Source organism: Armatimonas sp. (genome assembly GCF_964826245.1).
The window spans coordinates 1-24,898 of the sequence record NZ_CBAYMC010000031.1 but is presented as its reverse complement, the minus strand read 5'-3'; the positions used below and the strand labels follow the sequence as shown (position 1 = coordinate 24,898).

The window sequence follows — 24,898 nt, the reverse complement described above, 5'->3', positions numbered from 1 at the left end:
ATGGCGGTGGGCTTTGAGAACAACTTCTACGGCGAAGAGATCGGGGCCTATGTTCAGCGAGAGCCCGGCACGACTCTCACCGAGGCGGAAGTTCTCGCCGCCTGCCGCGAGAAACTGCCGTTTAACAAGGCCCCCAAAGTGGTTCTCTTTGGCGAGGACTTTCCCGTGACCAGCACCGGTAAGTACCAGCGCGGCAAGCTCAAAGAGCGCTTCGCACCCTGGCGCGACGCGGAGTTCCGTAAGTGAGGGGCCTCACCACGGGGAATGCGCCGTTTATTGAGGCGGCCCAAGATGCGGGGCAGCGCTTTATCGAGCAGCCCTACGCGCTCTACACCGAAAGCAACCACGAGGCGTGGCGGCGACTCTATGCGCGGCAAGAAAGCTCTTGGCGGCGCTTTGCCAACCGGCATTTCTTGCGTGGCCTGGAGACGCTACATCTCGACACCGGGCACGTTCCCAACCTTGATGATGTGAACCAGTTTCTCTCGCCGCGCACGGGGTTTGTGGCGCGGCCTGTCTCGGGCTACGTGCCCGCCTATGCGTTTTTCGACTGTTTGCGCCAGCGTGCTTTTCCGACCACCATCACGATTCGCGATGCCGAGCGGCTGGACTATCTCCCGGAGCCCGATATTTTTCATGATATTGCGGGCCATGTCCCCATGCACACCGACCCCGCATTCGCCGATGCCCTTGTGCGCTTTGGCGACTGCGCCCACACAGCAGCGGAGCTGGCGGCGGGGATCAAGGACAAGAGTCAGCAGGTTCAGCAGCTCTCTAGCATCATCCGAGCGATGGCACGCTTCTTCTGGTTCACGATTGAGTTTGGCCTGATGCGTGAGGGCGATGAGATAAAAGTCTACGGCTCGGGCCTGCTCAGCTCGCATGGGGAGATTGAGCATGCGATTGTCTCACCCGAGGTTCAGCGCTACCCGATTCAGCTGGAGTGGGTGATCAACCAGAGCTTTGAGATTGACCACTACCAGCCTTTACTCTTTATTGTTGCCAGCTTTGACCATCTGTTTGAGCTGGTGGACACGCTCGAAAAGTGGATGCGCTTGGGTAAACTGAGCCATGTTGCGCCCGGAGAACCTGGTGTCTCCGAGGCAGATTTGAGGAGTTTTTTAGATGCCGGTAATTGATATCCTGGTTCCCCAGATGGGGGAGGGGCTTCAGGAAGTGCTCGTGGTGGAGCTTTTCAAAAAGCCCGGTGATCGCATCAAGCGCGATGAGCCGTTTTACTCCATGGAGACGGACAAGGCAACCATGGAGGTGGAGTGTCCGCACGAGGGAGTCTTGGTTGAGTGGCTTGCGTCCGAGGGGGACACTCTGGATATTGGCGCTCCTGTCTGTCGGATGGAGGTGACTTCCCCCCTAACCCCCGCGCCGCGGGGGGATAATAAGGAAGAAACCGCAAATCCCCCCCGCTCGGCGGGGGCTGGGGGGGCTGCCACCGTTGACCTCCGCACGATCCCACCGCGAACCCGCGCCTACGCCAAAGAAAAAGGCATCACCGACGAAGCCTTGGTGACGATTCCCGCTGCGAGTGGCAAGCTGATGCCGGAAGATATCGATGCGTTCGTCACGCAGGCTCCCCCGCGTGTAGGGGCGGGGGGGGACGGCTACACCGAGCGGCCTGTCTCGCCTCAGGACAAGACCTTTATCTACCGGCTGAAGCGCAGTGCAGAGCAGGTGATTCCCGCCACCGCCAAGCGCCAGCTCGACTGGGGGCCGGTGCGCAGCTACGCGGATAAGAAAAAGGCGGAGCTGGCAGACAATCCGCCGTCGGCCTTTAACTGCGTGGCCTACGCCATTGCGAAAGCCACGGCGGAGCACCCGAAGTTTCGCTCGACGCTGCTGCGTGAGGAAGTGATCCGGGAGCACCGCCACGTAAACCTCGGAATTGCCGTCGCAATGCAAACCGGCGAGCTCGTTGTCGCGGTGGTGAGTGCCGCCGATTCGCTGAGCTTCGAGGACTTTGTGGCGCAGTCAAAGACTAATATTGCCAGTGCTCGGGAGGGTCGCGATCAGGCGACGGAGTCCACTCAGCTTGTGCTGACCTACATGGGGCCCTACGAAATTATCGATGCGGTGCCCGTGTTAGTCGCTCCTGCCGCTGCCGTGCTTTTTATCGGCTCGCCGTTTGAGCAGGGGGGCAAGCAAGTCGTCAATATTGTCCTGACGTTTGACCATCGGCTGGTTCATGGGGTCGAGGCAGCGGAGTTTCTGAGGACGATTGCCCGAAATGTGGAGAGCCTAGCATGACGATCTTAGTGCCGATCAAGCGTGTCCCCGATCCCTATGAGCGTATCCAAGTCGGCGACGACGGCACGCTCAGCCTCGATGAGACAAAATGGGTGATCAATCCGTTTGATGAGATCGCGCTAGAAGAGGCCGTGCGGCTGAGAGAGGGCGGAGCGGATGTCTCAATCGTCACGGTAAGTATAGGTGGCGCAGAGTGCGATGAGCAGCTCCGAACCTCGCTGGCGATGGGAGCGGATCGGGCGATCTTGGTCGAGACTGATGAGCCTCTGGAGCCAGACAGTGTGGCGACATTGCTTGCGGCCATTTGTGAGCGGGAGACTCCCGCGCTGGTGCTGATGGGCAAGCAAGCCATTGACGATGACTACAACCAGACTGGGCAGCTTCTTGCGGCTCGTCTCGGAGTGTCTCAGGCGACATTTGCCTCGCAGCTCACGCTGGAGCCCGCGCACGCCGTTGTGGTGCGCGAAGTTGATGCGGGCCGGGAGACGGTTCGTGTAACACTCCCTGCCGTCGTGACCGTAGATCTGCGCCTGAACGAGCCGCGCTATGTGGCGCTCCCCGCGATTATCAAGGCACGAAGCAAGCCGCTGGAGCGGCTCTCCGCGGACGACTTTGGGGGCGTGCTACCCGCGCGCATCGAAGTTGTGGAGCTGTTTGCACCACCGACCCGAAAGGCGGGTCGAAAAGTTGCCAGTGTGGACGAGCTTCTGACGGCACTTCGCGAGGAGGCACAGGTTTTATGAGACTCTTAGTGTTGGCGGAGACCCCGCAGGTGATTTCCTTTGCCCAGCAGTGGGCGGCTGTAACCGGCGGCAGCTTTGTGGTTGCTGCGCCTGAGGGGGCCACAGCAGACGGGCTGGTCGCACTCATGAAGAGTGAGGGCTGCGACTCACTGGCAGGCGCCTCTACCTCGCTGGGGCGCGATCTTCTTGCCCGAGCGGCGGGACTCCTCAATCTTTCGATGATCTCAGACGTGCTGAGTGTTGAGAGTCGCGACGGTCGGCTCACGCTCACACGCCCGATGTACGCCGGCAATGTGCTGGCCCGGGTTCGCACGCTTGGCGATGTGGGCGTCTATAGTGTGCGTAGCGCCGCTTTTGCTCTGCCCGAACCCAGCGCACCAGAGCCAATTCAAATCCCTACTCACACAACGCCGGGTTGCGAGGTTCTGAGCCTCGATGCACCCAAGCAGAAGCGTCCTGAGCTGGCCCAAGCCCGCGTCGTGGTCTCGGGGGGGCGACCGACACGCGATGCCGCGACTTTCGAGAAGCTCATCGGCGGACTGGCGGACGCGCTTGGCGGAGCCACAGGAGCGACCCGGGCTGCCGTGGATGCAGAGATTGCACCCAATGAGCTGCAAGTGGGCCAGACCGGGAAAGTGGTCGCGCCCGATCTGTATATCGCGGCGGGAGTCTCGGGGAGTATCCAGCACCTGGCGGGCATGAAAGACTCCAAGGTAATTGTCGCCATCAACACCGACCCTGATGCCCCGATCTTCGAGATCGCGGACTATGGCTTAGTGGCCGATATCCATCAGGCGATCCCTGAGCTCATAGGGAAGCTGTAGCACCGATGACCGGGGGAGCGTTTCTACGAGGGGAGTTTTCGGCTCCACGACTTTTAGACAGCTTTGAGAAGCAGTGCCTCGCGGCGATCTTACCGTTTCTGGAGGGCGAGGTGCGGCCCGCCGCAGATCGCATTGAGGCGTGCGAGGATGGGCTTTTAGAGCGCTTGTTGCGGCAAGCAGGAGAGCTGGGGCTACTCGGTGGGGCGATTCCTGAGGAGCTGGGCGGGATTGCGCTGACCCGAACCCTCATCGCACGGTTTTGCGAGGAGACGGCGCGTGCCTGCCCGAGCTTTGCGATTCCCTTCAATGTCCACACGGGAGTTGCGATCCTGCCCCTGCTCTGGTTTGGGAGCGAGGCCCAGAAGACGCACTGGCTTCCCAAGCTGGCAACGGGGGAGGCGATAGGGGCTTTTGCTCTCTCGGAGCCGGGGGCGGGCTCGGATGCACTGGGGCTCTCCTGCCGCGCGACCCAAACTGATGAAGGCTGGCGTCTCAGTGGACAGAAGCTCTGGATCACCAACGCGGGCTTTGCAGATCTCTTCACCGTCTTTGCTAAAGTGGATGGGGAGCACTTGACAGCGTTTTTGGTGGAGAAAAACACGCCTGGCCTGAGCCGGGGCAAGGACGAGAAAAAGCTGGGGCTGAAGGGCTCGTCTACTGCGGCACTGTTTCTGGACAACGCGCTCATCCCACATGCGGCTGTGCTGGGGGAGGTCGGGAAGGGGCATAAGGCGGCGCTCTTTCCTCTCAATGTCGGGAGGCTCAATATCGGTGCGGCGGCGCTGGGAATGGCAAAAGAAGCTCTTGCCCTCGCCCGTGCCCACGCCAGCACCCGCAAGCAGTTCGGTCAGCCCTTGGATAGATTTGAGATCATCGCCGATAAGCTTGCACGCATGACACAGAAAGTCGCTGCCGCCGAGAGTGTGATCTACCGGACGGCAGCGCTCTTGGATCGTTTCCCGGGAGGCTCGCTGGCGGCGGGAGAGGAGTTTGCTATTGAGTGCGCTATCGCCAAGGTCTTCTGCACCGAGGTCCTAGACTTTGTGGCCGACGAAGCGCTGCAGATCCACGGCGGCTTGGGTTTCTCCGAGGAGGTGCCTATCGCTCGCCTCTACCGCGATGCTCGTATCTTCCGCATCTTTGAGGGCACCAATGAGATCAACCGCCTGACGATTGCGACCCAGCTCCACAAGCGCCTGATCACAGGACGAATCCCGCCACTCCTCGCGTGGCACCCCCTCCAAGACTCCCTGAGTGCTCTGGAGGCTGCGCCGAAGAGTCAGCTTCAGGCAATCGCTCTGGCAGATGCCGCCATTGCGCTCTATGTGGAGGGAGCAAAGAAACCATGAGCCTGCGGACACTCCTTACCGAAAGCCAGGTCGTCCTGCCGGGCATTTTTAACGCCATCACGGCACAGCAAGCCGTCGCGTGTGGACACCCCGCGCTCTATCTCTCGGGCGCAGGCCTCACCAACGCGCTGACGGGCTACCCTGATATTGCGCTGCTCACGCTCACTGAGTTTGCCCAGCAGGCACGCTATATCTGTCGCGCTGTCCCTGGAACACCCGTCATCGCCGATGCTGACACGGGCTTTGGCGATGTGCTCAATGTGGCTCGCACGGTCGAGGAGTACGAGCATGCGGGGCTGGCGGGGCTCCATCTGGAGGACCAGCTCTCCCCCAAGCGCTGTGGGCACTTAGAGGGCAAGAGCCTGATCGCGCCCGAGGCAATGGCCGCAAAAATTCGCGCCGCCGTGAGAGCACGGTCAAACCCAGAGTTCTTTCTCATTGCCCGCACCGATGCGCGGGGCGTGACGGGCCTAGACGATACGATTGCGCGTGCCAAGCGCTACGTGGACTCGGGGGCGGACGCGATCTTCCCCGAGGGCTTGCAGAGTCCCGAAGAGTTTGAAGCCCTTGCCCGCGCCCTCCCCAGAACCTACTTACTGGCTAATATGACAGAGTTTGGCAAGACCCCGATGATCTCTGCAGAAGAGTTTGCACGGCTTGGCTATCGGCTCGTGATCTTTCCGATGACGGCATTTCGTGCAATGCTCTTTACTGCCCGTGAGGTCTACACAACGCTACAGCAAACGGGGACGCAGCAAAGCCTACTGGGGCACATGCAGACCCGCACCGAGCTCTATGAGCTTATCGGCTACGAAAAATACACAGAGTTTGACAAAGAGGTGAATTCTTGGACACAAGCAGCTATAAACCCGGACTTGAAGGGGTAATCGCCGGAATCTCCGCTGTCTCAATGGTGGACGCGGAGAAAAATGAGCTTCTCTACCGTGGCTACGACATCCACGACCTAGTGAAGCACTGCTCAATGGATGAGGTGGCGTATCTGCTTCTCTACGGCGAGCTTCCCGAGAGAGCCGCTCTAGAGGCATTTAACCAGCGCATCCGCACGGATCGTGAGGTTCCCCCTGCCCTCTATGAACTCTTTCGTACGATGCCAAACAACGCGCACCCGATGGATCGGCTCAAAGCCGCTGTCGCGCTGCTGGCGATGTTTTTGCCTGAAGACGAGAGTAATCTCCGAAAGGCGGAGCGTCTCTATGCAAAGCTGCCTACTCTCGTCTGTGCGTCGTGGCGAATCAGCCAGGGGCAGGAGCCGATTGCCCCCGATTCAAGCCTCGATCACAACGCCAGCTTCTTCCACCTGCTCACCGGGACACCACGCACGGACTACCTTGCCCACGTTTTTAACGTGACCCAGATTCTCTACGCCGAGCACGGCTTCAATGCCAGCACCTTTGCTGCGCGGGTCACCGTCTCGACGCTCTCTGATCTTTACAGTGGCGTGGTTAGCGCCATCGGAACCCTCAAGGGCCCTCTTCATGGCGGAGCCAACGAGGCGGCGATGGAGATGCTACAGGAGATCGGGAGTCCGGAGAGTGCACAACAGTGGGTTCGGGATGCCTTGGTGCAAAAGAAAAAGATCATGGGCTTTGGCCACCGGGAGTACAAGCACGGCGACGAGCGCGCCAAGATCGTCAAAGGCTACGCCAAAGAGCTCGCTGAGCGCACGGGCAATACGCTCTGGTGGGAGATCTCCGAGCTGGTCGAGGCAGAGATGCTGGCGGCCAAGAAGCTCCACCCCAACTTGGACTTTCCCGTGGCGAGTGTTTACTACCTGATGGAGCTACCGATCCCCGTCTACACCCCGATCTTTGTGCTGAGCCGCACCACCGGCTGGAGTGCCCATATTATCGAACAGCTTGAAAACAACCGCATCATCCGACCGGGGCATCTCTACAATGGCCTTGAAAAACGGAGCTTGGCGCCACGATGAAAGAGAAAGGCGTTGCCGTGGTGATCGGTGCAGGGACAATGGGCGGGGGAATCGCCGCCGATCTGGCCAACGCGGGCTGGACGGTACACTTGCTTGACCAGTCGGTAGAGCTAGCGGCGTCCGGGAAAATGCGGGTGGTGAAGAGTAGCCCGCCGCTTCTCTATCTCCCCGAGTACGCTGAGCGCATCGTGGCCGGCTCATCGGAGGAGCTGAGTGTCTGCGGCAGTGCCGACTGGGTCATCGAGGCGATTGCGGAGAACTTAGCGCTCAAGCAAGCGCTTCTTACTCGCCTGGAGAGCGTGGTAGGGCCCGAAACGCTTGTCACAAGCAACACGAGCGGGCTCTCGCTCACGGCGATGTCCAAGCACTGCGGGATGGCGTTTCGGCGGCGGTTCTTTGGGACGCACTTCTTTAACCCGCCACGCTACTTGAAGCTCGTTGAGGTCGTGCCGACACCCGTCACCAATAGCGCGCTTCTCCAGGCGTTTATTGCCGGTATGGAAGCGCGGACCAATCATCGTGTAGTCGTTGCCAAGGACACGCCGGGCTTTATCTCGACGCGGCTCTGGATCACGCACTTGCTAGACACGATCCACACGGCCATTGAGCAAAATGTTCCCGTCGAAGTGGTGGATGCACTCACCGGCCCCGCGCTAGGCCGGCCCCGTAGCGCGACATTTCGCATGGCGGACTTAGTGGGCCTGGACATCATCGCCAGTATCGCGAAGAATCAATACGATGCCCTCCCGGATGACCCACTGCGTGAGCGCCTGCGCCTGCCAGAGAAGCTCAATCTCTTAATCTCTGAGGGACGGACAGGCCAGAAATCGGGTGCAGGGTTTTACAAGCGCGTGGGCAAGGAGATTCTCGCCCTCGACTGGGCAACGCTCACCTATCGCCCTAGAGAGGAAACCATCACTGAGGCAGGCAATGCGCTGGTCGAGACAGTCGTGCCGCGCTTCTGTGACTATGCCGCCGCTATCGCAGGCGAGATCGCCGAGAGCCACGAGGCGATTGACAATGCGATGTGCTGGGGTTTCGGCTGGGAGAAGGGGCCGTTTGCTCTGGCAGGAAACGCACCTCAAAAGCCAGCCTATCCTGCTCTGCGGCAAGAGCAAGGCACACTGATCTTGGAGCTACGCGGCAAGCTCAATGTCTTTGACCCGGCCCAGTGCGACGCGGTTATCGCCGCCGTGGACGAGGCCGAGCGACAGGGGCTTCCGTTGGTCTTCACCGGACAGGGGCCGTGCTTCTCTGCGGGCTACAACCTCGCCCGGCTGGTCACGGCGATGGAGCAGGGTGATCTTGTGGGGATCGAGGCTGACATGAAGCAGTGCCAGGAGACGTTTCTACGGGTCAAGTACGCCAAGATCCCCACTGTTGCCGCGATCCATGGCTACACACTGGGAGCCGGGTGCGAGCTGGCGCTACACTGCGGGCGCATCGTCGCCTCGCCCGAGACCGTGCTAGGCCTGCCCGAGTGCGCGGTGGGCGTGATCCCCTGTGGGGGCGGTGTCAAAGAGGCACTCTACCGCTTTGGCTCCGCCCAGGCCGCCTTTGAGGCGATTTTCTTCAATCAGAACTCCACCAGTGCTCACGAGGCAAGAAAGCGCGGCTGGTTTCGTCCCACAGATGGCATCGTCGCCAATGCGGACCAGCTACTAACAGAGGCTCTTCGGGTGGCACCAGAGGCAACGCAACCCTGGTCTGGCCCGGATCGGGAACCTGGCAAGGTAGTCCTGCCTGTTACTCTGATGGGACACGATCGGCGAATTGCACAGGCCTTAGCGTGGGTGCTGACGGAAGAGAAAACGACGGAGACTGCGCTTCTCGCTCGTGAGCGTGCGGCGTTTCAGCAGCTTGCCCAGGAGCCGCTCTCGATGGCGCGGATGCGGCACCTGCTGGAGACCGGAAAACCACTCCGAAACTGATTCCTCCCCACTTTGACCAAATTATTAGTATACTGCAGATGATTCTCAAAGACGGGGGTTATCATGAGCGAAAAGGGTGTCGGAGTTGTCATTGGCGCAAGTGCACTGGGTATTGGGATTGCGGCTCAGCTTCTGAATGCGGGGTGGCAGGTTCATCTACTGGACTCCTCGCCGGATCTAGCGGGAAAAGCGGTGGCACAGCTTCGGGTGCTACGTCCGCCGCTCCTCTTTCTGCCGGAGTATCTCAGCCAGATTAAGCTAGGGGGGCTCAGTGACTTGACGGTCTGCCGGGAGGCAGACTGGGTAGTCGAGGCCATTGCGGATAATTTTGAGCTTAAGCGTCGGCTCCTGCATCGGCTGGAGCTATTTCTTGGGCCGGAGACCATGCTCAGCACGACGACCCGGTTTTTTACGCTACGTAGTCTGTTGGTAGGGAGTAGCGACATGCTGCACCAGCGGCTTTTTGCGACGCACTTTTCCGCTCCGCCTCGTTACCACAAGCTCGTGGAGGTGGCCGCCACAGAGACCACCGATCCCAATCTGCTAGAGCGTTTTTGTGTTTTCGCGGAAGAGACACTGGGGCATCGTGTGGTGATGGTTCACGACAGCCCCGGATTTGTGGCGATGCGGGTCTTTACCGCACACTTCTTCGATGTCCTTCATCTAGCGCTGGAGAGTGAGCTGGACATTGAAAAAGTGGATGCTCTGACCGGCCCGCTGATAGGGCGGCCCTATGGTATCTTTCAGATGGCCGATCGCCTCGGTCTGGAGACTCTGGTGCAGCAGGCTCGTGCCCTCTCGAGCGCTATCCCCGACGATCCGCTACACAACCGGATGTACCTTCCCTCGGTGCTGGAGACACTCCTTACCGAGAAGCACTGGCGCGGGTTCTGGCCACAGGAGGGAAACCTGGTTCTGGATCTGCAAACAGGTGAGTACCGCCCCCCACAGACTGTCACCATAGACCCAAATGACCCCTTTCTGGTCTGTGTGCAAGAGAGCCTCTTTGCGTATCTCGATGCGATCCGTCCACAGATTGCCACGACGGAGCTTGCGGTGGATCAGGCGATGGAGTGGGGGTTCGGCTGGAGTAAGGGACCCTTTGTACTGGAGGCAGAGCGGCGGGGGCGGCTCTACGCGGCTCCTTCCCCTTCGCCCCAGTACCTGACCCAGAGCCACTGGCCGATTATCGAGCAAGGCCCGCTAGGAGCCTTTCGAGATCTGGGAGATGGAGTCGCCTGCTTTTGCCTGCACCCCCCGGACAATCGCCTGACGATACCCACGCTGGAGTTCCTTCTGAAGGCTCTGGAGCGAGCGGAGAGTGAGTTCCTTGCCCTTGTCGTGACCGGAGAGAGTCGAGATTTTACGGCAGGTTTCTCCCTGGTGCGCTGGTGGGAGGCGATCTCTCAAGGGGATTTCGCACAGATTGAGGACGATATCACGGTGGCGCAGGCGGTGTACCTGCGGCTTGCCCATGCCACGATTCCTCTGGTGGGGGCAATTCAGGGCTTTACGCGGGGGGGAGGGGCGGAGCTGGCACTACATCTTCCCACACTGCACCTCTCGCCAGAGACCTACCTGGGGCTGACTCAAGTGAGTGCGGGCTTGCTGCCGAGTTTCGGGGGAATCTCCGAGCTGTACGCACGGGTAGGAGATGCCCGCAGTGTGCTTCAGCTTGTGATGGGGGGACAGGTCAGTACGTCGGCGTACGAGGCACAGCGCCGGGGATTTCTGCGGCCCCAGGACACGATCGCTCGCAATGCGGATCGCCTGTTCTATGAAGCAAGGCAGCGTGCCCTGGAGCTGACAGACTCTCCGCTCCCCGTCGCGCCACTGCCGCCACCGCCCACCGATCCTGCGCCTCTCCGTGCCGCGATGGCGGAGATGCACGCGCAAGGACGTATCACACCGCACGAGCTGCGTCTCTCTGGGGCCGTGATTCAGGTACTCTGTGGTGGCCCCACTGACCCAACGTCACTTCGAGAGCGTGAGCGGATCGCGTGTTTGGAGCTCTGCCACGAGCCGCTCACCCACGAGCGCATCCGGCACCTGATCGAAACTGGCCAGCCCCTGCGAAACTAGAGCCCGACCCACCCAGGAACCCACCCACCCTCAAGGTAGGGAAGGGGGCCGGGTTCTGGTGGGGTCATGCAATCTGTAGTGGTGTGAAGTTGATGCGGTCACAGGCGACACAGTAGCACTTAATGCCCTCAAGCTCCTCGCCCTGGCAGACGAGCGCCTCGTCTTCGGGGAAGGAGCGCAGGTGGACGTGGCCATAGACACAGTGCGAGACACCTGCGGCGCTTAGGAGATCCAGAAAGGGCTGGGGAGGGTAGTGGAGCATTGCGATTTTTACGGGCGCATCGGCGATGGCGGCGAGGCTTTTCTCTAGGCGCTTGCGCTCACGGGCAAGAATCTCAGGCTTACTCAAGTCCCAGCCACGCGTCCCCGCGATGCCTAAGTCCCCAAGGCGATGTGGGGGATCGAGCAAGCCCGGGAACTTGAGGTGCTTATCGGACTCCCACCAGTAGTCGTGGTTGCCCTTGATACAGATCTTGATGCCCGGAAGCTGCGCGATAAACTCCAAGTCTGGGAGGGCTTGCCTGGGCTTGGTGGCCCACGAGAGATCGCCAGGGATGAGGAGAATGTCCTCGCTGCCTAGAGTTTGCCAGGCGCGCTTCAGAATCTTCTCGGGGTGATGCCACCACTCCGCCCCAAAGCGGTGCATGGTCTTGTTCACCCCGAAGCCAAAGTGCGTGTCCGCAAGCGCAAAGACTCGGGGAAACGTGCTATTCGACAATCGAGTCGTAGACTTGGACACGGCTCCAGAGATGCTTGTTGGCCGCGATAAACGCCAGATGAACCGGGTGATCCTGGTACACATCGTGGCCCGCGACATCGGCAAAGGCGGTGAGGAGTGCTACGGCGTAGGTGTTGTCCACGACATCACGCGGTGTGCCCGCGGTGTGTCCCACCTGAAAAAATGTCAGCCCGGGAATGGCGGAGAGTGTCCGGCAACCCGCTGCAAGCGTCTCAGCATCGCCGGGCTGGGCATCCTCGCGGGGGTAAAAGTAAACGGCATGAAAGAACATGGACAGCATTTTATCACTTCCCCTGAAAGAGATAGAGGCCGCTCTTGCCGGGCGCGACAATGTCGAGGCGCTTATCGCCGGTGATGTCTTGCACCACCATCAGCAGGCCTGTTCCCGCTTGCGTCCCCGCGTCAATGATGAACTTCTGCCAGACGTTCTTCTTTTTGTCGAACTGGTAGTAGTAGAGACCCAGCGGCTCTTCGGCACCCGGATCGTGGTCGTGGGCCTTGTAGCGCTTGCCGGTGAAGACTTTATCGCCGACCAAGACGAGTGTGTGGAACTGCGACGCCGAGAGGTCAATGGGAAGCTGTTCCCACTTTCCACCGCCAAGGTTACGTAGCCAGTAGAGGCCGTAGCTGTGTCCGCTACCAAAGACAATGTCGTTCTTGCCATCGCCGTCGAAGTCGTAGACCGGGGTAGAGATTCCCAGGTCGCCGGGCTTGCAGGTAAACTCAGGATGCCAGGCCCACTTGTCGTTTTTTGCGTCGAGGTTCTCCCACCAGCCGCTTGGGGTGACCAAGTCGCACTTGCCATCGCCGTTGACATCCCCAAACCCGATCCCATGCCCCGCGCCCTGTGTCCCAACTTTATGTTCCACCCAATTTTTATCCCGCAGCTCATAAAATACTACTTGCCCGCCGCAGTTGGGGAGAATGTCTTTGGCGTTTTTACCCGTCAGCGGCGCAAAGACCGTGGTCTCAGCGCTTCCGGGCTTGGCGATGGAGTGACGCGTCCAGCTTCCCGACGTGCTGCCGTTGTTCTCGTGCCAGAAAAGCTCGCCGCTGGCATAGTCCGATGAGACGATATCGAGCTTTTTATCGCCATTGATATCTAAAGGCAGCTCGGCAAAGCTGGCGCGGTAGCCGCTGGAGCCCGGCCCACGCCCCCAGACGCCGATTTCACGAAACAGATGCGGCGTCCATCTCGGCGCTTCGTACCAGGTATCGCCGGAGATAAGGTCGAGCTTGCCATCACCGTTAATGTCCCCAGCTCCCGCCGCCTCAAAATCAGACGCCGCATTGATTGTGATTTTCTCAAACTTTAGCTTTGAGGGCTGCGTAGGCGGGACAATAGCGTCGTTTTTCTGCTGTGTGCTGGGCACAATGAGGAGCAAGACAAGAGAGGCGAGAGCGTAAGTGTTTGGCGTCATAGCGGCTCGATTATACCTTCTATCTCAATCACAAGGGAGGCAATGGTTCCACCGAACTTCTCTCCGTTTTTGTAGGCCAGGACTTGCCCACCGGCATCCGTGCCAACGTCTAATCCATCTGTGGGAAGAGGGGCTAGCGGGCCGTTTCCGGCTGCCTTGCTAACCAACTTGCCATCGACGCTCAGGCGAAGCGCACCGTTTTTCGCCACGGCAACCAGCGCCGTATGGCTCCCTGTAACTATCTCTGTTGTCGCCACACGGGCCACACCTGCTTTGGTGCGGAAGGCAAAGACCAGCTTGCCGTCTTCCAGAAAGAGCGAGTAGCCCAGCGCCGAGCCTCCCTGCGCGACAAGCACGCCCTCTGTGGCCGTTTTGGTGTCAAAACTCGCGGTGATCGTGAAAGCGCGGTTGGCGATTGCAGGCGCATCGGCTTTGTCTAGATGCTCGCCCGCCTTGAGAACAAAGCGAGTCTTTGTCGAGGTTTTCTCTGCCGCGCCCTTCTTGCCGCGCCAGCCACCCAGAGGGAGCACACTGGCACGCGCAGCCCAGGCATCCCACTTTGCCGCCAAGGCTGTGACTCGCCCCGTGTCGCTGGCGGCGAGGTTTTTTAGCTCACTGCGGTCTCTCTCGATATCGTAGAGCTCCCAGGGCTGGTTCTCTTTGGCGACTGCCTTCCAGCGTCCGTCGCGCACGGCACGATTGCCTTCGTGCTCCCAGAAGAGGGGCTGGGTGCGTGCCAGTGGCTTGCCCAAGAACGCGGGACGCAGGCTTACGCCCTCTTTTGGCTTGATCTTGCCGCCGGGATAGGTTGCGCCGCCCACATCCACCACGGTCGCCATGATGTCAATCAAGTGCCCCGGCTGCGACTCCCATGCTCCGTTGCGGCTGCGCGGAATCCCGCTGGGCCAGTGGGCGATCAGCGGCGTCGAGATGCCGCCCTCGTGGGTGTAGTGCTTGTACTCCCGAAACGGGGTGTTCTGGAGCCACGCCCACGACTGCCCCGAGAACCAGTTGGAGTCTGGCTGGGTAGGCTCGCCCTTGGTGGTGCCATTGGGACCGCCCTCCGCATTGCCCCCGTTGTCGCTCATAAACAGAATCAGCGTGTTCTCCAGCTCGCCCCGCTCTTTCAGAGCCGCGACCAATGTCCCTACTGCCTTGTCCATGTGCCAGACGCACGCCGCGTAGGTCGCCATCATGTGGTCGAAGCGGTCTTTCTCTGTCTCGCTCAGGCTCTCCCAGGCCTTGATTGCCTCAGGACGCGGCGCGAGTTTCCAGTCACGCTCCGCCAGCCCGAGCTGTTTTTGCTTTGCAAGGCGATCCTCACGGAGCTTGTCCCAGCCCGCTCGGTACTTTCCTCTGAAGCGTGCGATATCCTCCGCGGGGGCTTGGAGCGGAAAGTGCGGCGCGTTGTGGGCCAGATAGAGAAAAAACGGTTTCTTGGCGGTGCGTGCCTCGTCGATAAACTTAATTCCGTACTCGGTCCAGAGATCGGTCGAGTACCAGCTCTTGGACAATTCTGGGTTCGCCTTGCCGTTGAGAAAGAGCTTCGCTCGCTCGTCTCCGGGCTGGTAGAACCCTCCCGCTGCGGCGTTCAGCGAGCGCTCAAAGCCGCGCTCCCAGGGCACGACCCCGAGGTTCTGCCCGACATGCCACTTGCCGCACATGATCGTGAAGTAGCCCGCAGGTTTGAGTACCTCCGCCAGGGTCACGCACTGGTCATTGAGGCGGCCCGAGTAGCCCGGGAGCCCTTTATCCTCCACCATGTGCCCCACGCCTGCCTGGTGGGAGTAGAGCCCGGTGAGCAGTGCCGCCCGCGTCGGGCAGCAGCGTGCGGTGTTGTAGAACTGCCGAAAGCGCACGCCGTTTTTCGCCAGCGCATCGAGGTTAGGGGTCGGAATCTCAGAGCCATAGCAGCCAATATCGGCAAAGCCCATGTCGTCCACAAGAATCACGATGATATTTGGTTTCATTTGTCAAAATTCCAGCGTTGGGATCTACCTTGGGTTGGTTTGACCTCAATCCAGTCCAAGGTGAGAGGGTCTTTTTGTGCGGGGAGATACAGCCGTAGGATGCCCCGTGTGCCCTCGGCGGGCAGCGTGACGGTAAGCTCCTGCCACTCCCCGCTGGCCTTGAGGGTAAAGGCGACCGACTTTGCCTTGTCGGTGGCTTGCGGCGTCGGGAGCCACTCGACCTTGCCTTCGCCTCCGCCCGAACTCTTCACACGGAGCGAGACTGTCGTCGGGCCGCCGATTTTCCCCGCGGCGAACCCCAGAAACGGCATCGGGCTGGTCCCGGTGACGATCAATGCGCCGTCTTTGATAACTGCCTCACAGCCACGTGCCTTCCAGCCTCCCAAGGGATCAGCACCAGGCGGAGTCGCCGCTTCGGGCTTCGCGTTTGCATGGTAGGCGGGATTGGGGAGCGGCACGACCGCTTTGGTGTCTTTGAGAAATCCCGCGATCAGCGCATCGAGCTGCTTCACCCGCTCCGGCTGACTGGCCGCGAGGTTATTTACCTCGCCCAGATCGTCCTTGAGGTTGTAGAGCTGGTAGGCATGTGCGCCGTTTTCTCCTTGGTGAAAGAGCCGGATCAGCTTCCAGTCGCCGGAGTGAACGGTAACGGCGGGCGGGAGCGTGTCGGGGACATTGGGGCTGTGGGGGAAGAACGTGAAGATCGGCTTGGGCGCGAGCGACTTGCCGCTGAGAGCACGGACAATGCTGCGCCCATCGAAGCTTTGATTTCCTTCGGGCTTGAGCTTGAGCAGCTCCAGAATCGTCGGGTAGAAGTCCGTGCTCTGGACTATTGCCTCGTTGTTCTGCGAGCCCGGCTTGGTGACGCTGGGCCAGCTCACGACGCACGGGACGCGAATCCCGCCCTCATACACCGTCGCTTTGCCGCCTCGGAGCGGGGCATTGCTGGTGGGCGTGGTGCCGTCGACCGTGTTGTACATGTTGCCGCCGTTGTCCGCGAGAAAGACAATCGCCGTTTTATCCGCAATCCCGAGGCGATCCAGCGCATCCAGAAGCTTGCCGACGCTGTCGTCCATGGACTCCACCATCGCGGCATAGGTGGGGCTACGCTGCGGGCTTTTCGGGTCTACAAGCCCTTTGTACTTCTCTATCAGCGATTTTTTGGCATCGAACGGGGCGTGCACCGAGAACTGCCAGTAGTTGAGAAAGAACGGCTTGTCTTTGTTCTTGGTCATCCAGGCCACGGCCTCGTCGCCCATCCGGTCCTCGATATGCTCACTTGGCGTGTGCTCTTTGAAGTTGGGAAACTTCCAGGGGGCGACAAAGCTCCCCGCGGGGCCGGGGCCGGGGGTGTGCGGCAGATCAACCTCAAAGCCCTGCTGAAGCGGCGAGTAGGGCTCCGCGCCCAAGTGCCACTTGCCAAAGTGCGCTGTCGCGTACCCTGCCGACTTCAGCGTCTCCGCCAGCGTCACGTAGCTCGTGTTAAGCCGCGTCGCACTCTCGCACGGCAAGGCTTTTGCCGTCGGAGGCGCGTTTTTCTGCACCGATGCGGCAAGCTTGATCTCGGGCAGGTGGCAGTTGGGCGCGGTGATTCCAATCCGCGCTGGGCTCTGTCCTGTCAGAATACTCGCCCGCGTCGGGGAGCACAGCGGGCTCGCCGCGTACGCCCGTGAGAACACCATCCCGCGCTTGGCAAGGCGCAGCAAGTTCGGCGTCTTGTAGAGCTTCGTCTTGCCATACAGCTCCGTGTCCGCCCAGCCCAGATCATCGGAGAGGATAAAGACGATATTGGGGCGCGGAGGTAGGACAGGTTGCATTGTCCAGAGATTCGGCATCGCGTCCTGAAAATCCTATTGCCGCCCATTAAAAGCCGTAGCCATTGCGTTTTTTACATCCCGGATCGCTTAGGTTCATCCACTTAGGGGAGGGCTGGTGATCGTCAAGCGACGGCGCACCTCCCCCCGCCGCTGAGACGGCGACCTGGGCACCCTCTGGGTACGCTCCGCGAAGGGGGTAAGTTCGTCCCCTTTAGGATGGGAGTGCTTCGCGCAGGAGCACTCTCCATTCCTGCGGGAAGGCTTATACGCCGCTAGAGAATTTTCTTGATCAGCACAACCCCATTGGAATCGTTGCCTTCGTCGCCGTAGGTATGGGCATGGCGGAACTTTCAGGCGGCTTGGAGGCTGCGGAGCTGAGGGCGCACTTTCTCCCATAGCTCACGAAGCTCTTCCGCGAGGGCGTGTGGCGGGTCACCGGAGAGCGCACGGGCGATGAGGCGCTCGGCTTCGCGGGGTTGGCCGGTCTCGCTGGCGAGGGAGGCGGCGCTACAGAGGAGAATGGCGAGAGTCGCGGCGGGAGTGTCTTTTTGCTCCGCACAGGCAAGCGCCACTTCCTTTTCTTTCAAAAAGGCTTCGTGCCGTAGCTGTTGTTCGCGCACCGTGTCACGGCGTCGCTGGGCGGCGTCTGCTTGATCTACCAGCGCCATCGCCTCGTTGTGCTTCGCTTCCAGTTCCAGTGTCATCGTCTCTCTATCCTCGCTTCGGGGCGGCTGAACTCTACGACAATCACATAGGCGCTCAGGTGCCCCAGAGTGCTGTCCGACTGTGTCGTCTGTGCTCGTTTCTGACGAACCCGCGCTTCGATCTGTGCTTGGGTTCCTTGCCGAATCCCGGAAACCTCCAGCCGTGCTTGAAAATCTAGTGCCTGGTCGCTTCCCAAGTAGTAATCAAAACCCGTGCCACGGCGAGCGCGGCGCACAACGCTCCAGCCTGTCAGTTCCCGTGCCAGGAGAATGGCAATCGCGCAGGCTCCTTCTTCGGTGGCTTCTTCCGGGTCGTTGTAGGTGCGTCGAATGACTTCATCTACGGGAAGGCGCTCCAAGACAAAAGACTCGGTGTGGTTTCCCGCCACCGCAAGGACGACACGCAGTTCATGCCCCTGCTCATCAAGACAGTGTGATGCCGCTTCGGCAAGCCGCTCCCCGGACGCAGGCGTGAGAGCAGGCATTCCGCCACGCAGGTATGTCAGGATCAACTCACGCATCGGTACATTTTATCCCATCCGCGCCTTAGATGGGGACGGCGGGTGAAGCAGGTACACTCTTGAGAAAATCTTGGACGTTTTCCTAGCATGGGCAACCGTGGCCTAGACAACATAGCAATATTGCCTAGCCGCGCGTTGGGCGGCTAGGCAATGATGTTAGTCCGAAATTTTCTTGATCAGCACAACCCCATTCGAGTCACTGCCTTCGTCGCCGTAGATGTGGGCGCGGACGGTGAATCTCGCCCCGGTCTGGTAGCCGTTGATTTTTAGGGTGTAGATATTGTCTTTCTTTGCGCCGCCGGTGAAGCCGTGGTGTATGTCGGTGGCCAGCGGCGTGGTTTCGGCGTTGCGGAAGACCTCGACTTTATCAATGTCCAGCCGCTCTCGGCCTCCTGTGTAGACAAAAGTAACCTGGTAGGTGCCGTCGCTGGAGATCAGGCCGGTGGCGTCGAACTCGACGGGGAGCGGCTTGCGGTCGCCGACTTTGCCCGATTTCCACTCCCCGAGCTTGGTGCCGTATTGCTTGAACTGATTTGCCGCAGCCACGGTCTCGAAGATCAGGCTGGTGCGCTTGCCGTCGGGGGCGAGCGTGATGGCCTTGAAGTCCTCGAAGCGCGTGACGGTGACGGTGCCCTTGAGCTCCGGCGAGCTGGCCGTAGGATCGGTGCCGTCGGTGGTGTAGCGGACGGTGCCGCCCTCGATCGGGCAGACCGCGCTTACCTGGTTGCCATTTCTCACAAGCTCTGGGAGCGGCAGGCGGAAGTTCCAGCCGTAGTCGCTGTAGCGGACATACTGGCGCTTCATGCGCTCGGTGAAGTCCGGGAAGCTGCGCTGGGACTGCGAGGTCCACGCCACCTCGGCGAGGGCGGCGGCGCGGGGGAGCGTGAAGTAGTCGCCGTAGAGTGCGGGGCCGGGGTTTGTTTTAAGCTCGGGCTTGTGCAGGAACATGTCGGTCCAGAGGCAGCCCTGCACTCCGATGACATTCTTCTGCTGCTCTGGCGTGAGGCCCGTCGGCACGGGGTTCCAGTCGTAGGCGGCTTGGAGCGTCACCGGCGGTCGCCAGCCAGCGCCCTGAAGCTCGCCCCGGAGCTTGCTCTCGGGAAAGTCGAAGTAGCAGTGATCAGTGAGGGCCATCATCACGGGATTGCCGCTTCGGGCCGCATCGCCCGCCGCCTTCGGGTCGGCCCAGGGCATGATCCCTGCTGTCGGGCTCACCCCGCAGCGCAGGATCTCGTCCCAGCCCAGAATCCGCCGACCTTTCTTCGCCAAGATCGCTTCGACCTCGCGGGTCATCCAGCCCTGGAGTGCTTTCTCATCCGCCAGCCCGAGCTCGGTCTTCTTCTTTTGGCAGTCCGGGCAAGCTTTCCACTTGGTGTACTTGGCCTCATCACCGCCGATATGGATGTACGGCGACGGAAACAGCGCACAGAGCTCACCCAAGACATCGCTCAGAAACGTCCAGGTGGTCGCCTTCCCCGCACAGTAGAGATCGTCGGAGATGAAGTGGGTTGTGGGCATCGTGTGCTGCTTGCCGGTGCAGGCGAGCCACGGGTAGGCACAGACCGCCGAGAGCGTGTGGGCGGGGAGCTCGATCTCGGGGACAATCGTGATATTGCGTGCCGCGGCGTAGGCGACCATCTCCTTGATATCGGCCTGTGTGTAGAAGCCACCCTCGCGCGCCGCGCCCTCGCCGCGAAAGCCCCCGATCTCGGTGAGCTTGGGGTATTTTTTGATCTCCACCCGCCAGCCTTGGTCATCTATCAGATGCAGGTGCAGAACATTGAGCTTATGGGCGGCCATGATATCGAGAAAGTGCAGGACATAGGCCTTGTCCATAAAGTAGCGCGAGACATCCAGCATCATCCCGCGCCAGGCGTAAGCTGGCTGATCCTCGATCTTGAGGGCGGGTAGGGTGAATTTCGGCACTTTCCCCGTCGGCCAGAGCTGGCGAAAGGTCTGGAGGCCATTGACAATCCCTGCGTACTTGGGGGCACTCAAGCTCACGCCTTTGGGGCTAACCTCAAGCTGATAGCCCTCCGCACCGAGCTTGGCCAGCGACGGATTGACCTTCATCGTGATACTGCCCTTGCTGGCGATCTTGGTCGCACGCCCCGTGGTCGCCTTCAGCCAGCCCGAGAGCAGCGTTGCCGCGGGGCGGCTCGCGGTATCCGTGCCAATCACGACGTGCTCATCGAGCACAAATGCGCCGCTCGCTTGGGTGACAGAGACTGGCTTGGGGATCAGGGAAAGGGTAGCAGGGGGCTGCGTTGCCAGGGTTAGGGCACTTGCCATCAGGGCAGTTAAAAGCACTTTACTTTGCCTCACTCTTTGGGTTGGGGTTTTTGATAGGGAACTTGGCGTCCACGGACTTCTGCCAGGCATGGAGCGTAGCCTGCATTGCCTTCACACGCGCTGGCTCCTGCGCTGCGAGATTTTTCTGCTCGCCGGGGTCTGATTTCAGGTTGTAGAGCTCGATGCGCTCAGTGACGAACCACTCGATCAGCTTCCAGTCGCCGTCGCGGAGGGCGGCGGCCATCCCGCCACCTTGGTTGCCATAGTGCGGATAGTGCCAGAAAAGCGGGCGTGGCGCAAGCTTCTTGCCCCGAAACACAGGAACCAGGCTCACCCCGTTGGGCTTCTCGGGGCGCAAGCCAGCGGCCTCCAGAAACGTCGGGAAGAAGTCGCAGGTGATGGCAAGCGAGTCGCTAGTGGTGCCTGGCTTAACGACGCCGGGCCACTTCACGAGGAGCGGCTCGCGGATGCCACCCTCGTATAGCCAGCCCTTGCCCGCACGGTACGGCGCGTTGCTGGTCGGGGAGCCCTCCGAGGTCGAGAGGCCACCGTTGTCCGACGTAAAGATCACGAGTGTGTTCTCGGGGAGCATTGCAAAGAGCCGTCCGAGGTTGCGGTCCATGTCCTCCAGCATCGCAGCATAGACGGCATGCGTCTGCGTTCGTCGGTCTTTGCGTGGCGGCTCGTCGCGAAACTCTGCCGTGAGCTTGGCGGCCTTTGCCTCGTATTTTTTTACCAGCTCCGGCTTGCCAACCAGCGGCGTGTGTGGGTCGTAGGGGGTGAACCAGAGCAGAAACGGCTTGTCCTTGCTCTGCACCACAAACTCAATCGCTTTATCCGTGAGCCGATCCATCAGCCACTCGCCCGGCTTTAGCTCAAGATTGTGGAGCTTACTCGGCCCGACATGGGCATTGCCGCCACGGTCATCGCCGCCGACACTGAAGTCAAAGCCATGGTTTTCCGGGAGCGTTCCCTCGCCACCGAGGTGCCACTTGCCCACAAAACCCGTCGCGTAGCCCGTGCTTTTGAGTTTCTTAGCAATCGTGGTTTCCGATAGGCTCAGTTTGTCTGCCGCGGGCGGACAGAGCAGGGGATAGCCTGGTTTTGTTCCGCCGAGCTTGCCAATTGCCTCACTGATATAGTCCGTGATCCCCGTGCGTTGCGGCCACTTTCCCGTGAGCGCTGCGGCCCGTGTCGGGGAGCAGACTGGGCATGCGGCATAGGCGCTGGTGAAACGCATGCCCTCGTGCGCCAATCCATCCAGGTTCGGCGTCTCATAGAACGTGCTCCCTTGGCACCCCAGGTCAAGCACGCCGAGATCATCGGCGAGGATGAAGACGATATTGGGGGATTTATCCGCCCCCCTAACCCCCGCCCGGCGGGGGGACAATGCGGAATTACTCATTTTGTTGTTTTCTTCGGCTGAAGGCGCTCGGGCCAGACAAAGCGCGGGGCCTTGCTTGGGTCATAGCCCGCAAGATGGCCGGTCAGCCGGGTGGCGGGCTTGGTGTACTTGAGCTCGGTGTCGCCAAAGACTTCCTTGCAGAGTGCGGCCAGCCCGGGATCGTACTCGATGAGCTCGACACGAGTATTGACATGGTTGTGGTCATGATCCGGCTCGCGGTTATTATCAAACCAGGACTGCACGCCCTCGGCGAAGTACTCATGGTGGTTCGTGGCGGCGTACTTGCCTTTCCAGAGCCCCGCCTTCATGGCGCTGTCGTAGCTGGCTTTGACACGCTTATCGAATGTCTTATCGACATTTACCATTCCTCGAAGATGAATATTGTGGGCGAACTCATGGATCAGGATGTTCTCGGTGGAGTACGGGTCGCCGGGGTAGGCCAGGAGATTTTCCTCCGCACACGAGCAGAGTGGGTCGGTCTCACTTCCGCCGAGGCCACGTGCCCGCCGATCCCAGAAGTCCTTGGGAGTGAGCCAGGCAAAGTCCGGCTGGTCGGTCGTGAACTCGTTGTAGGCGAGAATAGACATTCGGGAACCACTCGTGATCATCGCCTTTCGCACATCAGGGCGCTTGGCGAGCATTAGGTTCACCAGATACGCCGCCTCTTTGAGCGCATAGTCATTGACCTTCTCCGACGCTACAATGGGGTAGCCATTGGCGCTGATGTACTTTTTGTAGAACGCAGGGGCCTTGAGCGAGGCAGGCGGAGGCGTGATCGAGTTTGCCGGAACCTGCCCTTGCCAGAGCAGCACCAGAGGTAAAAGGGTCATGGTTGGTTTCTCCGAAGCTGGAGCTGCACGAGGCGCTCCTCAATGGCTTGTGAGGTGGGGGAGATGGAGAGGCCACCGAGATTGGTGCAGCGCAACTCACGCGGCATCTGGGCGGAGACGCGCTTGGCGGTCTCGATCACTTCGTCTAAGGGAATCAGCGGGTCGTAGCCCGCAAGGGCCATGTTGGCACAGGAGAGCGCGTTGCTGGCGGCCATGACATTCTTGCCCAAGCACGGTGCCTCGACCCGGTTGGCGATAGGGTCGCAGATCAGGCCAAGCATGTTTTGCAAGGCCATCGACGAGGCAGCAAGGCTCTGCGTGAGCGTCCCACCGCCGAGCTGCACCAGCGCTGCTGCCGCCATGCATGCCGCTGAGCCGCCCTCCGCCTGACAACCCCCGACCTCCGCCGCGAAGCTCCAGCGCGTCGTGATAAACACCCCGATCCGGCCACTTGCCAGAAACGCTTTTGCCATCTCCAGCTCATCGAGGCCGAGCTCCTCTGCCATCGCGATCACCGCACCAGGAAGCGCGGCGCAGGCACCAGCAGTCGGCGCTGCGACAATCACACCCATGGAGCTTTTTACCTCCATCAGTGCCGTCACGTAGAGCACGATCCGGTTCAGTGCGCCGCCATTGAGGAGCTGGCCCGCCGCGAGCTTCTGGGCGAACCCAGGACTCTGCGCTCCGAGAATCCGGTCCTCGTAGTGCGTCCCGGCGATGCCCTGCGCAATCGAGCGGCGCAGGATCTGGATGAGATTGAGCGCCTTGGCGAGCACCTCGTCCTCGGTCAGCCCGCCACGCTGCCTCTCGTACTCTGCCGCCAGCTTCCAGAGAGGCGTCTCTTTGCCATCGTCATGGCGCAGCATTCCCAGAGCACTCTTGAAGGGGACGGTGGAGCTGGGCAGCGTGAGGACCGGCAAGACTGGATGCAGCGTGCGCCCCGCAATACTCACTTCCTGGTCACCGAAGAGGGAGATGGGCTGGTCATCAATCCGAAGAACCTCGATCATTCCACCGCCGGTGGAGATGGCGATGAGCGAGTGCGTCTCCGTGGCGTTCGAGAGCGTGAGGCGGTAGGTATTGGGGTGCGGGTCGCCGACATCTATCGTCTTGATGATCAGCTCGATTCCCGCATCGCGCAGTGCCTTATCCGAGTTCGGTAGGCGCTCATCGGCGGCGTCCCAGCCGAGCAAGCCGCCGAACAAGCCCATGTCCGAGCCCTGGCTGGCGTGCGTGGTCGGGAGCGAGCCGCTTCTATCAAACTCCACTAAGACGCGCTCGATCTTGCCGCCCATTAAATCTCGCGCCAGCCGCCCGATCCGTAGCGCCGCCGCGCAGTGGGAGCTGGACGGTCCGCGCATCACGGGGCCTAAAACATCGTTGAAGATACTAACGAGCATAATCTAGGGAGCCTTTTCTAGCGCTTGTTTGACATAGGCATCCCACTGCGCCTGCCAGAGCGCGGCCATTTCTTTTACCCGCTCGGGGTGCTTTGCTGCCAGGTTCTCGGTCTCCGCACGGCTTTCCTTGAGATTATAAAGCTCCCACGGCGCGTCTTTCCCCGCTGCGACAATCTTCCAGTCCCCGACCCGTAGCGCCCGGTTCCCCTCGTGCGCCCACCAGAGTGAGTCGTGGGAGAAGTTGCTGTCACGGGTAAACAGCGGTGTTAGGCTCTTGCCAGGCGCGGCGTGGCCCAGGGTAGTGCTTCCTCCGGCCAGCTCTAGGATGGTCGGCACGACATCGACTAAATGCGCGGGTGTTGTCCGAAGCGCGTTTTTCTCTTTGATCCCCTTGGGCCAGTGGACAATCAGTGGGGTGGAGATGCCGCCCTCATGCACCCAGGTCTTGTGCCGGCGGAGCGGGGTGTTGGCGAGGCTTGACCAGCCGGGGCCGATACTCAAAAACGTGCCATCGGCGCCCATCGGGAGCGAGAGATCGTGGCCGTCGCCGCGCACCATCATCTCTGCGCTCGCACCGTTGTCGGAGAGGAAGAGCACGATGGTGTTCTCCGCCTCGCCCATGGCCTTCACTTGGGCTAGGACGCGCCCAATCTCCCG

22 protein-coding genes are annotated in these 24,898 nt (G+C 60.7%); 10 read left to right on the top strand and 12 right to left on the bottom strand.

Features of this window, described 5'->3' with window-relative positions; translation table 11 throughout:
• The 10 genes from AC1XOS_RS04975 to AC1XOS_RS04930 all read left to right on the top strand — a co-directional run.
• The coding region (locus tag AC1XOS_RS04975) for an AMP-binding enzyme (protein ID WP_481961117.1) at positions 1–246 on the top strand (246 nt) is incomplete at its 5' end.
• Positions 243–1,139 (top strand): phenylalanine 4-monooxygenase, encoded by an 897-nt coding sequence (locus AC1XOS_RS04970; protein WP_481961116.1) that lies wholly within the window; start codon positions 243–245, stop codon positions 1,137–1,139. The genes AC1XOS_RS04975 and AC1XOS_RS04970, both read left to right, overlap by 4 nt.
• Positions 1,126–2,262 (top strand): 2-oxo acid dehydrogenase subunit E2, encoded by a 1,137-nt coding sequence (locus tag AC1XOS_RS04965; RefSeq protein ID WP_481961115.1) that lies wholly within the window; start codon positions 1,126–1,128, stop codon positions 2,260–2,262. Before AC1XOS_RS04970 ends, AC1XOS_RS04965 begins: the two co-directional genes overlap by 14 nt.
• Entirely contained in the window at positions 2,259–3,005 is a 747-nt protein-coding gene (locus tag AC1XOS_RS04960; RefSeq protein WP_481961114.1) for an electron transfer flavoprotein subunit beta/FixA family protein, read from the top strand. The genes AC1XOS_RS04965 and AC1XOS_RS04960 overlap by 4 nt, the downstream gene beginning before the upstream one ends.
• Complete coding sequence (locus AC1XOS_RS04955; RefSeq protein WP_481961113.1) at positions 3,002–3,829, top strand: electron transfer flavoprotein subunit alpha/FixB family protein; 828 nt, start codon at positions 3,002–3,004, stop codon at positions 3,827–3,829. The genes AC1XOS_RS04960 and AC1XOS_RS04955 overlap by 4 nt, the downstream gene beginning before the upstream one ends.
• Before the next feature lie 5 nt (positions 3,830–3,834).
• Positions 3,835–5,178 (top strand): acyl-CoA dehydrogenase family protein, encoded by a 1,344-nt coding sequence (locus tag AC1XOS_RS04950; protein WP_481961112.1) that lies wholly within the window; start codon positions 3,835–3,837, stop codon positions 5,176–5,178.
• Entirely contained in the window at positions 5,175–6,065 is an 891-nt protein-coding gene (gene prpB, locus AC1XOS_RS04945) for a methylisocitrate lyase (RefSeq protein ID WP_481961111.1), read from the top strand. Before AC1XOS_RS04950 ends, prpB begins: the two co-directional genes overlap by 4 nt.
• The gene (locus AC1XOS_RS04940) at positions 6,026–7,129 is read left to right on the top strand and encodes a citrate/2-methylcitrate synthase (protein ID WP_481961110.1); all 1,104 of its coding nucleotides are present in this window, start codon (positions 6,026–6,028) and stop codon (positions 7,127–7,129) included. Before prpB ends, AC1XOS_RS04940 begins: the two co-directional genes overlap by 40 nt.
• Positions 7,126–9,060, top strand: a complete 1,935-nt coding sequence (locus tag AC1XOS_RS04935) for a 3-hydroxyacyl-CoA dehydrogenase/enoyl-CoA hydratase family protein (protein ID WP_481961109.1) — start codon at positions 7,126–7,128, stop codon at positions 9,058–9,060. The genes AC1XOS_RS04940 and AC1XOS_RS04935 overlap by 4 nt, the downstream gene beginning before the upstream one ends.
• A gap of 63 nt (positions 9,061–9,123) precedes the next feature.
• Complete coding sequence (locus AC1XOS_RS04930) at positions 9,124–11,142, top strand: 3-hydroxyacyl-CoA dehydrogenase/enoyl-CoA hydratase family protein (protein ID WP_481961108.1); 2,019 nt, start codon at positions 9,124–9,126, stop codon at positions 11,140–11,142.
• A 64-nt stretch (positions 11,143–11,206) separates the two neighbouring features.
• On the opposite strand, the gene AC1XOS_RS04925 is transcribed toward AC1XOS_RS04930, so the two are convergent.
• The 12 genes from AC1XOS_RS04925 to AC1XOS_RS04870 form a co-directional block, all read right to left on the bottom strand.
• Positions 11,207–11,860, bottom strand: a complete 654-nt coding sequence (locus AC1XOS_RS04925; protein WP_481961107.1) for a metallophosphoesterase — start codon at positions 11,858–11,860, stop codon at positions 11,207–11,209.
• A complete protein-coding gene (locus AC1XOS_RS04920) occupies positions 11,850–12,152 on the bottom strand; it encodes a Dabb family protein (RefSeq protein ID WP_481961106.1) in 303 nt (100 codons plus the stop codon). Before AC1XOS_RS04920 ends, AC1XOS_RS04925 begins: the two co-directional genes overlap by 11 nt.
• 13 nt (positions 12,153–12,165) lie before the next feature.
• Positions 12,166–13,302, bottom strand: a complete 1,137-nt coding sequence (locus AC1XOS_RS04915) for an FG-GAP repeat domain-containing protein (protein WP_481961105.1) — start codon at positions 13,300–13,302, stop codon at positions 12,166–12,168.
• Complete coding sequence (locus tag AC1XOS_RS04910; RefSeq protein ID WP_481961104.1) at positions 13,299–15,272, bottom strand: arylsulfatase; 1,974 nt, start codon at positions 15,270–15,272, stop codon at positions 13,299–13,301. Before AC1XOS_RS04910 ends, AC1XOS_RS04915 begins: the two co-directional genes overlap by 4 nt.
• Positions 15,269–17,089, bottom strand: a complete 1,821-nt coding sequence (locus tag AC1XOS_RS04905) for a sulfatase (protein WP_481961103.1) — start codon at positions 17,087–17,089, stop codon at positions 15,269–15,271. Before AC1XOS_RS04905 ends, AC1XOS_RS04910 begins: the two co-directional genes overlap by 4 nt.
• Before the next feature lie 350 nt (positions 17,090–17,439).
• On the bottom strand, positions 17,440–17,793 hold the full coding sequence (locus AC1XOS_RS04900; RefSeq protein WP_481961102.1) for a hypothetical protein: 354 nt from the start codon (positions 17,791–17,793) through the stop codon (positions 17,440–17,442).
• Positions 17,790–18,314: a hypothetical protein gene (locus AC1XOS_RS04895; protein WP_481961101.1), complete on the bottom strand. Its 525-nt coding sequence runs from the start codon at positions 18,312–18,314 to the stop codon at positions 17,790–17,792. Before AC1XOS_RS04895 ends, AC1XOS_RS04900 begins: the two co-directional genes overlap by 4 nt.
• A gap of 156 nt (positions 18,315–18,470) precedes the next feature.
• Complete coding sequence (locus AC1XOS_RS04890; protein WP_481961100.1) at positions 18,471–20,624, bottom strand: beta-N-acetylhexosaminidase; 2,154 nt, start codon at positions 20,622–20,624, stop codon at positions 18,471–18,473.
• Between the two features lies 1 nt (position 20,625).
• Positions 20,626–22,011, bottom strand: coding sequence for a sulfatase (locus tag AC1XOS_RS04885; RefSeq protein ID WP_481961099.1), 1,386 nt, complete (start codon positions 22,009–22,011; stop codon positions 20,626–20,628).
• On the bottom strand, positions 22,008–22,841 hold the full coding sequence (locus tag AC1XOS_RS04880) for a hypothetical protein (protein WP_481961098.1): 834 nt from the start codon (positions 22,839–22,841) through the stop codon (positions 22,008–22,010). Before AC1XOS_RS04880 ends, AC1XOS_RS04885 begins: the two co-directional genes overlap by 4 nt.
• Positions 22,838–24,241, bottom strand: a complete 1,404-nt coding sequence (locus tag AC1XOS_RS04875; protein WP_481961097.1) for an L-serine ammonia-lyase, iron-sulfur-dependent, subunit alpha — start codon at positions 24,239–24,241, stop codon at positions 22,838–22,840. The genes AC1XOS_RS04880 and AC1XOS_RS04875 overlap by 4 nt, the downstream gene beginning before the upstream one ends.
• Positions 24,242–24,244: 3 nt before the next feature.
• The coding region (locus AC1XOS_RS04870) for a sulfatase-like hydrolase/transferase (protein ID WP_481961096.1) at positions 24,245–24,898 on the bottom strand (654 nt) is incomplete at its 5' end.